This window comes from Limibacillus sp. (assembly GCA_037379885.1).
GTDB lineage: Bacteria > Pseudomonadota > Alphaproteobacteria > Kiloniellales > CECT-8803 > JARRJC01.
This window is the reverse complement of sequence record JARRJC010000002.1, coordinates 201,621-210,965: the sequence shown is the minus strand read 5'-3', so window position 1 is coordinate 210,965 and position 9,345 is coordinate 201,621. Positions and strand designations below refer to the sequence as shown.

Below are 9,345 nucleotides of genomic sequence, written 5' to 3'. Positions count from 1 at the left end.
CACAACCCGCGTTGCAGCAAATCGAGAGAGGCCTTGAAGCTGCTCCAGGAGAACGGCGTGGAGCCCCAGATCGTGGAGTACCTCAAGACGCCGCCCGACGCGGACACGCTAGACGAAATCCTGACCCAGTTGGATATGGAGCCCCGCGCGCTGATGCGCCGCAAGGAAGCGCCCTTCAAGGAGTTGGGGCTGGACGACCCCGACCTCAGCCGCCGCGCGCTCATCGCCGCGATGGTGGAGAACCCCATCCTGATCGAACGCCCGATCTACAGGAAGGACGGCAAGACGCGGCTGGGCCGCCCGCCCGAACAGGTTCTGGAGATCGCCTGAACCCGGTTGACCTGAACTTAGTAGAGGTGCCCGAACTTGCGGACCTTGGTGTCGAGATAGGCCTCGTTGTGGCGGTTCGAGGGGAAGGCGTGGGGCACGCGTGAGGCGACCTTGATGCCGCAGCGCTCCAGCGCCGCCACCTTGTCCGGGTTGTTGGTCAAGAGATTGACCTGCTCCAAACCCAAGGCGCGCAGCATGGCGGCGGCGGGCAGATAGACCCGCTCGTCGGCGTCGAAGCCGAGCTGTTCGTTCGCCTCCAGGGTGTCCGCGCCGCGGTCCTGGAGGCTGTAGGCGCGCAGCTTGTTCACTAGGCCGATGCCGCGCCCCTCCTGGGCCAGGTAAAGCAGGATTCCCGAGCCGACCGCGCCGATCGCCTGGATCGCGCCGCGCAGCTGATCGCCGCAGTCGCAGCGCAGAGAGCCGAGCAGGTCGCCGGTGAAGCATTCGGAGTGCAGGCGCACCAGGACCGGACCGCTGGCGTCCGGTTCCCCGATCACGATGGCCAGATGCTCGACGCCGCCGTCGGGCGGGCGAAAGGCGATGACCTTGGCGTCCTCCGCGCCTTCAAGCGGCACGCGGGCCTCGGCCACGCGGCCCAGCAGGCGCGAGGCGGAATGGCGGTAGGCGGAGACTTCCCCGGCACTCAAGAGGATCAGGTCCTCCTCCGCCGCCAGCGTCTCTCCGGCGTCGGGCAGACTGACCAGCAGGGCGGCGGGCAGCAGCCTGGCCAGTTTCATGAGGTCGATGGCGACGCCGGACGGGCCTTCGGGCGCTTGCGCCACCTCCGGGCGTTCCAGCGCGCGGGCGCGGGGCTGGCTGGGATCGGTCAGCTCCAGCACCCGTTCGGCCGAACGGTCCAGGAGCTTCAGGGCCAGCGGCTGCGAGTCGCGGGGCGACAGGCCGAGCGCCTCGGCGCGGCGCGCCGTAATGATCAAGAGCGGCTCTCCGCCGCCCTGGCGGCGGAGCAGCTCGAGCGCGCCGTCGCTCACCGTCTCCGCGCTCAAGACCAGAAGGCTGCTCCCGTTCTCGCGCAGGACGACCGGCGCGCCGCGGCGCAGTTCGCCGAGGGCGCGGTCCACGTGCCGGAGCGCAGGGTCCGAATCCGGCAGGCTATGGGCGAGGGTGTTGGCCATCACGTTCCCTAATCTAGGTCCTTGGCGCCCGCTTTGCACCTCCCGAGGCTCAAGCTGTGGGCCGCGAGCGCCGGGGCGCGGCAATAAAGCATGCTCGCTGGCGGCTTTCCAGCGGCCTTTTCCACGGCTAGTCTTGCCCTCCGCCGCGTCAGGAGAGGCCATGAACGAGATCATCTACCGCAGCTACGACCGGGATGCCCTGGACGCCCAGCTGAACAACCGTGAGCGCGTGCCGCAGTTCGAGGAGTACTTCCAGCGCTGGCGCGCCGAAAGCGACAAGGTCGCCGGAGCCCATGAGCTGCGCGGCGACCTCGCCTACGGCCCGTCCCCCGGCGAGCGCATCGACCTGCTGCCTGCTGAAGGGCCCGGGCCCAGCCCCTTGCTGATCTTCGTGCACGGCGGCTGGTGGCAGACCCTCGACAAGGCAGACTTCCTCTTTCCTGCCCCTGCGTTCCTCAAGCGCGGCATCGCCTACGCCTCGGTCAACTACGACCTCGCGCCCAAGGCCGATATCCCGGAGATCGTCGAACAGGTGCGCCGGGCGGTGGCCTGGCTCAGCCGCAATGCGCCGGACCATGGCATCGACCCCGACCGGATCTTTCTCACCGGCCACTCGGCGGGCGGGCATCTGGCGGTCTGCTGCCTGACGGCGCACTGGCCCGCCTACGGGTTCGAGCAGACGCCGGTGAAGGGCTGCCTCTCGATCTCGGGCATTTACGACCTGACGCCGATTCCGCTTTCCTATCAGCAGCCGGTCCTGAGAGTGACGCCGGAGGCGGTCGCCGCCTGCAGTCCGCGCTTCCAGCCGCCCAAGGAAGCCCCGCCTCTGATCTGCGCGGTCGGAGCAACCGAGAGCGAGGAGTTCCTGGATCAGCAGGCGGAGTTCATCGCCGACTGGCGGGCGGCCGGGCTTTCGGTTGAGGAGGTCGCGCTGCCCGGCCGCGACCACTTCTCGGCGGTCGACGCCCTGGTCGAAGAAGACCACCCGCTGCTTTTGGCCACCCTCTCCATGATCGCGCGCTGAGGGAGACGTCTGGAGACCATGGGCATCTACTGGATCGCGTCCTACCCCAAATCCGGCAACACCTGGGTGCGCGCTTTCATCGCGAACCTGATGGCGCCGGAACAACCCGTGCCGCTCAACGAGATACCCAACTACGTGCCCTCTGAATCGGCGATTAGCTGGTATCAGAAGGCGGGCTGCGATCTGGAGACCTTGTTCAAACCCTCGATCGAGGGCGCCAGGATCAGAGGGCAGATCCAGGAGAAGCTGCAAGCCATGACGGGTGGGCGGCACCTTTTGATGAAGACCCACAACATGCTGGGGGCCTTCGACGGCGTGCCGCTGATCCGCGACGATCTCACGGTCGGCGCGCTCTACATCGTCCGCGACCCGCGCGATGTGGCGATCTCGGTCTCGAAGCACTTCGGCATCACCCTGGATGAGGCGATCGAGTTCATGGCCGCGCCGAAGGCCTACACGGGCGGCGGCAAGGACAAGCGGTCGATCTTTGAGCATCTGGGGTCCTGGCCGGACCATGTGCGCTCCTGGACGCAAGCCGATGTGCCGGTCTTCCGCTACGAGGACCTTCTGGCCCGGCCCGGCGACTCCTTTCGGAGGATCGCAAAGCTGCTGGGCATGGACGGCAAGGCCTCGACCGTCGAGCGGGCAATCGAGGCAGCGAGTTTCAAGAACCTTCAGGCCGCCGAAGACAGGGACGGTTTTCTGGAGGCTTCCGGCAAGTCCGAGCGCTTCTTCAGAGCGGGAAAGGCCGGCCGCTGGCGCGAGGTCTTGAGCGACGATCAGGCCGCGCGCCTCGCCGCCTTGGATGAAGACCTGATGAAGCGGTTCAAGTATGGCCCATAGTGCCGTCCTTAAGGGCTTTCCCCGGCACAGGGAAGCGGGCAGACTGTGCCTTGACGAAAGCGAAGGGAGACTTTCGAGATCACCATGATGAACACGCCTGCGACAGGAAAGAAGGTTCTTCTGGTCGACGACGACGAGGACTTGCGTCAATCCTTGAGCGAGCAACTTCAGCTGCACGAGGAGTTCGCCACCGTCGAGGCGGGCACGGCAAAGGAAGGGCTCGAACGCGCCAAGGGCGAGTATTTCGACGCCATCCTGCTGGATGTGGGTTTGCCCGACGGCGACGGGCGCGACTTGTGTCGGGTCATGCGCCGCAACGGCGTCAAGGCGCCAATCATCATGCTGACGGCGCAGGAATCCGATGCGGATCAGATTCTGGGTCTGGATGCCGGCGCCAATGACTACGTGACCAAGCCCTTCAAGCTGGGCGTGCTGCTGGCGCGCTTGCGCGCGCAGCTGCGCCAGCACGAACAGAGCGAAGACGCCGTCTTCACCATCGGCCCCTATTCCTTCCGTCCCGCAGCGAAGCTTCTGGTGCACGCGGAAAGTCAGGCGAAGGTGCGCCTGACCGAGAAGGAGACCGCGATCTTGAAGTATCTCTACAGGGCGGGCGGAAAGGTCATCGGGCGCGACACGCTTCTCGGCGAGGTCTGGGGCTACAATGCCGGCGTCACGACCCACACGCTGGAAACCCACGTCTACCGTCTGCGCCAGAAGATCGAACCGGATCCGGCGAACGCGCAGATCCTTGTCACCGAGCCGGGCGGCTACCGTTTGGTTCCATGAGCCGGAGGCCCCACATAGCAGTGAAGCGGAAAGAGAGGAGGGCGCCTTGAGTGACGGCGACCTGACACTGCGTTTCTGGGGCGTTCGCGGCTCGATAGCCTGCCCCGGCCCTGAGTATGCACGCTACGGCGGGAATACCTCCTGCCTGGAGCTGCGTTACGGCGGGCGCCTGGCGATCTTCGACGCCGGGTCCGGTCTGCGCGGTCTTGGGCAGAAGCTGAAAGCCGAGGCCCCGCTGGACAGCCACATCTTCCTGACCCACACCCACATGGATCACATCGCCGGGATACCGTTCTTCGCGCCTTTCTTCCAGAAGGGCAACCGCTTCAGGGTGCATGCCGGGCACCTGTCGGGCGAGCACGGGCTGCACGATGTGGTCTGCGCCTTCATGAAGGCCCCGCTGTTCCCCGTCCCGCCGGACATCTTCGCCGCTGAAATCGACTACCTGAACTTCAAGGCGGGCGAGAGCCTGGAGGTCGAGGGCGGCCTGACGCTGAGGACGGCGCCCCTCAACCATCCAAACGGCGCGACCGGCTACCGGATGGAGTATGGCGGCAAGTCGATCTGCTACATCACCGACACCGAGCACGAGCCGGGCAATCCCGACCGGAACATCCTGGAACTGGTCAAGGGCGCCGACATGATGATCTATGACTCCAGCTTCACCGACGAGGAGTTCGGGAACTTCGTCGGCTGGGGTCATTCCACCTGGCAGGAGGGCGTGCGCCTCGGAGAGGCCGCCGGGGTCGGTCAGGTCGTGGTCTTCCATCACGATCCCGCCCACGAGGATGACTTCATGGACCGCGTCGCCGCGGAGGCCGAGGCCATGCGGCCCGGTACGCTGATCGCGCGGGAAGGCATGGTGCTGCAACCGTGAGCAGGCGGCGGGCGGCGCGACGACGGCTGCTGTTCGGCCTGCAAACACTCCTGGGACTGAAACGCCGCGGCTTCTTCATCCCCTACCGCTATGCCGACGGCCTCCCCGAAGCCGGCAGCCTGCCGGCCTATGGCGCGCTGGAGCGGCGCTTTGCCGAAGCGGAGCCGGAGATGGCGGCGCGCCTCTCCTCGCTGGAGCGCTACAAGGACGACCTCTCCGCGATCGGCGAGAACGCCGCACCGCCCGAGCCGCGCTGGGGCCAGTCCTGGTTCCCGGGCCTCGACGCCGCCATGGCCTACGTCATGCTGCGCGAGGAAAAGCCCGCGCGCGTAATCGAGGTGGGCTCGGGCCATTCCACCCGCTTTCTGGCGAGAGCCCGGCGCGACGGCGGCCTCGCCACGGAGATCACCGCCATCGATCCGGCGCCGCGCGCGGACATCGCCCGCCTGAATATCTCCTTGCAGCGCCGGACGCTTCAGGAAGTTGGCGAAACGCCCTTTGCCGCGCTGGAGGCGGGCGATTTTCTGCTGATCGATTCCAGTCACATACTGATGCCGGGGAGCGACGTGGACTTCCTCCTGGGGCGCATTCTGCCAAGTTTGCCGCCGGGCCTGTTCCTGGCCTTTCACGACATTTTCCTGCCCGATGACTACCCCGCCGCCTGGGCCTGGCGGGGCTACAACGAGCAGCAGGGGGTCATGGGCCTCCTGCAAGGCGGCTACGACCTCCTGTTCTCCAGCCACTACGCCCGCAGCCGCCTTTCCGAAAGTCTTCGCTCAAGCGCCTGTGCGGACCTGCCACGGCCTGAAGAGGCTTTGGAAAGCGGCCTCTGGTTGCGGCGCTGCGTTTCGTCATGACGCGCCGTTCACGCGAATATGAGAAGTCTTGACGGGGGCGTTGGGAAACCGAGCCCTAAGTTCAGTTCTCAGCGTTCCGGCTGGCAGGGGCCAGCCCTGCTGCCTTTTTTGAGGTGCCGCCATGTCCGCCCAACGTTTCCTGCCGGATCTGAAGAAGTGGTTCGAGTCGCCGCCGCCGGAAGCCGACCTGCCGCAGCGGGTCCGCCAGTCGATCCGCGAGAACCAGGATCAGAGCGAGATGATGATCGGCTGGATTCAGTTCACCGTCGTCTCGATCATGGGCGTCCTCTACCTGCTGTCGCCGAAGACCTTCACCGAGGATGCGCAGTTCGCGCCGGTGCCCTGGGCGCTTGGCATCTATCTCGGCTTGACCGTGATCCGGCTGATCTGGGGATCGCTGAGCCGTCTGCCCCAATGGTCGCTGATCGCTTCGATCTTCTTCGACATCGGGCTTTTGATGGTGCTGATCTGGTCCTTCCATCTGCAGTACGACCAGCCCGCCTCCTTTTACTTGAAGGCGCCGACGCTCCTCTATGTATTCATCTTCATCGCCATGCGGGCCCTGCGCATGGACCCGAAGATGGTTCTGGTCAGCGGCGTGATCGCCGCTTTGGGCTGGGGGGCCATGATCACCTACGTGATCCTGTCGAACCCCGAAGACACCATGATCACCCGCGACTACGTCACCTACATCACCTCCAACGCTATTCTTCTGGGCGCGGAGTTCGACAAGATCATCTCGATCCTGATGGTGACCGGCATCCTGGCCCTGGCCCTGCGGCGCGGGCAGGCGCTCTTGGTGCGCTCGGTTGTCGAGCAACAGGCCGCGCAGCGACTCTCGCGCTTCTTCGATCAGGGCGTGGCGCAGCAGATCGCGGGCGGTGACGAGCAGTTGGAAGCCGGGCAAGGTCAGACCCGCGAGGCCGCCATCGTCAATCTCGACATGCGCGGCTTCACGCGGCTGGCAGAGCAAAGCGCGCCCGACAAGGTGATGGCGGTTCTCGCCGAGTATCAGCAGCGCATGGTCCCGATCCTCCAGCGCCACGGCGGTTCCATCGATAAGTTCATGGGTGATGGAATCATGGCGACCTTCGGCGCGGCGGCGCCCTCCGAAACCTATGCAGCGGACGCCCTGCGCGCCATGGACGACTGCATAGAGGAGGCCGAACGCTGGCATGAGGAGATGACCGATGCGGGTGCGCCCGCCCCACGGGTCAACGCCGCGGCCGCTCATGGAAGGATCCTCTTCGGCGCGGTCGGGGACGACAGCCGTCTTGAGATCACGGTGATCGGCGATGCGGTGAACCTTTCCGCCAAGCTGGAAAAGCACAATAAGGAGGAAGCGGCGCTGGCGCTCTGTCCGCGCGCCACCTTCGAGCTGGCGCTCGCCCAGGGCTATGAGCCGAAGAACCCGCCCGAGCAGAGAGCGGCACGGCGGGTCGCAGGCGTGGCGGAGCCCTTGGACCTGACGCTCCTTGCGACCGGCGCGGCTTAGCTCTCCTCTTCTCGGAGGAGGCCAAAATCGCTCAGGCGGCGGCGCAGAGGCTCGAGCCCCTGCTCGTAGCGCCGCCAGCTTCCGACCGACTTGGCGCTGATCGGCTGACGCACCTGCCAGAGGCTCGCGGTCTTGACCTGGGCCGTCGCGCGCTGCTTTTCATCGAGACAGGCGTCGTCCCACGGCAGCCCGGTCGCCTCGACCAGCGAGGGCACCACGCGGTCAGGATCGGTGACCAGGTCTTCGTAGCGAAGGTCGAACACCAGGCCGGGGAAAAGCCGCCGCCAAACCGCCATGGCGGCCTCGTGGCAGCGGTACTGCTCGGCGATGTCCTCCAAGCGGAAAGACCAGGTGATGCTCGAGAAGTTGGCCTTGAAGCAGGAAACTCCGACGTCCAGCGGGTCGCGTACGCAATGAATGATCCGCGCCTTTGGAAAGAGTAGGTGAATCCAGCCAACGAAAAAGGCGTTGAAGGGAAGCTTGTCCACGATGTGCCGGGCATCCTCACCCCCCGCCTTCCTCGCCCGTCCAAGATAGGCTTCGGCGGCTCTTGAGACGTCATCAGGCGACAAGCCCTCGATGAAATCCGGAAAGTTGGAGCCATCTTCGTTCATGCCGAGCTCCCTCAGACTGGCTGGAACAGCCGTCAGCTCGCCGGCCCCCGATACCTGCGGATGGCGGCTTAGGAGCTGCTCAGTCAAGGTGGTGCCGGAACGCGGCATGCCGACCACGAAGATCGGTGTCGGGTCGTCGGACCGGCCTTCTTGGAGGCGCTCGAAGAGCGCGGGCCTGAAAACCTCTTCGCAGCGGGTCACTTGGGAAAGACGCCTCTCCCAATCGATCTCTGGCACCTCTGTCAGATCGCACCCCAAGGTAAAGTAGTCGAAGGCTTCAGCGTGCTTTCCCACCCTGTCGAGCGTCATGGCGGCGGCGAAGGCTGCGTGCGAGCGCTCTAAGGGCCGGCGCGACTCCTCGGCTGCGCGGGCGAGCGCTTTTTGAAATAGAACGGAGCCTTCTTCCACCTTGCCGATAATGGCCAGGTTATCCAGCGCCCTCATGTCGTCGGGATCCCGCTCCAGAGCCCGGAGGAGCCAAGCTTCCGCATCGTCGAAGCGCCCCAGCCGCTGGAACAGCCGCCCGACCCGTGAGAGGGTCTTGCGGTCGTCCGCCAATCCATCAGCGGCCTTTTCGAGCAAGGCTTCGGCCTCCGCAGGACGGTTCGTCTCCAAAAGGGCTTCGCTGAACAGGAGCTGGGCCGCCGGCCAGTCCGGCTTGCGCTTCAGCGCTTCTTCGAGAAGCTCCAGCGCATCTTCCATGAGGGTCGCATTGATCAGCGCGGTCGCGTAGTCGAGGAGAATCTCCGGCGCCCACTTGCTGGCCGTCAACGCTTTATCGTAGGCCCGTTTCAACTCATCGTTCCGCTGAAGATAGCGGCAGCTATTCGCGAGATTGCGCAGTGCGCGGGCGTGACCCGGATTGACCTTCAGGGCCTTCCCAAGGGCCTCCAGGGCTTCCCGGTGCTCTCCCGAATGGGCCAAAGCACCGCCCAGGTTGTTCAAGAACTCGACGTTCTTTGGGTTGAGCTCAACGGCCTTACGGTAACAGGTAAGCGCTTCGTTCGTATCGCCGCTGGCGAAGAGAGCGTTGCCGAGATTGCTGTGCGCCTCAGCCATTTTCGGGTTGGTCTTGATCGCGAGCTTGAGTTTCGCGACGGCCTCCTCGTGCCGGCGCAGGTCGTTCAGCACCTTGCCAAGCGCATTGTTGACCTCTGCTGAGAGCGGTTGAAGCGCCGCCGCCTTCTCCAGCAGCTTCAAGGCTTCCTCATTCTTGCCCTGCTGGCTGCAAGCGATCCCGCAAAGACGCAAGGCGTCGGGCTGGCGCGGCGCGGCGGCCAGCACCTGACGGTAGAGCTGTTCGGCTTGCGCGACCTGACCGCGTTGGTGCAGCCCGACCGCTTTCAACAGGATTTCGCGCAAAAGAGACCTTCCAGCGCCTCGCTC

At 65.4% G+C, this 9,345-nt stretch carries 9 protein-coding genes; 7 read left to right on the top strand and 2 right to left on the bottom strand.

Going from position 1 to position 9,345, the window contains the following annotated elements; all coding sequences use genetic code 11:
- The coding region (gene arsC / locus P8X75_01680) for an arsenate reductase (glutaredoxin) (GenBank protein ID MEJ1993909.1) at window positions 1-330 on the top strand (330 nt) is incomplete at its 5' end.
- A gap of 17 nt (window positions 331-347) precedes the next feature.
- On the opposite strand, the gene ribA is transcribed toward arsC, so the two are convergent.
- On the bottom strand, window positions 348-1,463 hold the full coding sequence (gene ribA, locus P8X75_01675) for a GTP cyclohydrolase II (GenBank protein ID MEJ1993908.1): 1,116 nt from the start codon (window positions 1,461-1,463) through the stop codon (window positions 348-350).
- A 160-nt stretch (window positions 1,464-1,623) separates the two neighbouring features.
- Here ribA and P8X75_01670 point away from each other — a divergent pair, with 160 nt between their 5' ends.
- From P8X75_01670 to P8X75_01645, 6 genes are all read left to right on the top strand, one after another.
- Window positions 1,624-2,487 carry an alpha/beta hydrolase gene (locus tag P8X75_01670; GenBank protein ID MEJ1993907.1) on the top strand — a complete coding sequence of 288 codons (864 nt, stop codon included), beginning with the start codon at window positions 1,624-1,626 and terminating at the stop codon, window positions 2,485-2,487.
- An 18-nt stretch (window positions 2,488-2,505) separates the two neighbouring features.
- Window positions 2,506-3,330: a sulfotransferase domain-containing protein gene (locus tag P8X75_01665; protein ID MEJ1993906.1), complete on the top strand. Its 825-nt coding sequence runs from the start codon at window positions 2,506-2,508 to the stop codon at window positions 3,328-3,330.
- A gap of 84 nt (window positions 3,331-3,414) precedes the next feature.
- Window positions 3,415-4,116: a response regulator transcription factor gene (locus P8X75_01660; GenBank protein MEJ1993905.1), complete on the top strand. Its 702-nt coding sequence runs from the start codon at window positions 3,415-3,417 to the stop codon at window positions 4,114-4,116.
- A 46-nt stretch (window positions 4,117-4,162) separates the two neighbouring features.
- Entirely contained in the window at window positions 4,163-4,993 is an 831-nt protein-coding gene (locus P8X75_01655) for an MBL fold metallo-hydrolase (GenBank protein MEJ1993904.1), read from the top strand.
- On the top strand, window positions 4,990-5,850 hold the full coding sequence (locus P8X75_01650) for a class I SAM-dependent methyltransferase (protein MEJ1993903.1): 861 nt from the start codon (window positions 4,990-4,992) through the stop codon (window positions 5,848-5,850). The genes P8X75_01655 and P8X75_01650 overlap by 4 nt, the downstream gene beginning before the upstream one ends.
- A 121-nt stretch (window positions 5,851-5,971) precedes the next feature.
- Complete coding sequence (locus P8X75_01645) at window positions 5,972-7,345, top strand: adenylate/guanylate cyclase domain-containing protein (GenBank protein ID MEJ1993902.1); 1,374 nt, start codon at window positions 5,972-5,974, stop codon at window positions 7,343-7,345.
- Here the strand turns inward: P8X75_01645 and P8X75_01640 are convergent.
- A complete protein-coding gene (locus P8X75_01640; GenBank protein MEJ1993901.1) occupies window positions 7,342-9,321 on the bottom strand; it encodes a sulfotransferase in 1,980 nt (659 codons plus the stop codon). The two genes, P8X75_01645 and P8X75_01640, sit on opposite strands and share 4 nt — an antisense overlap.
- Window positions 9,322-9,345: the final 24 nt, after the last annotated feature.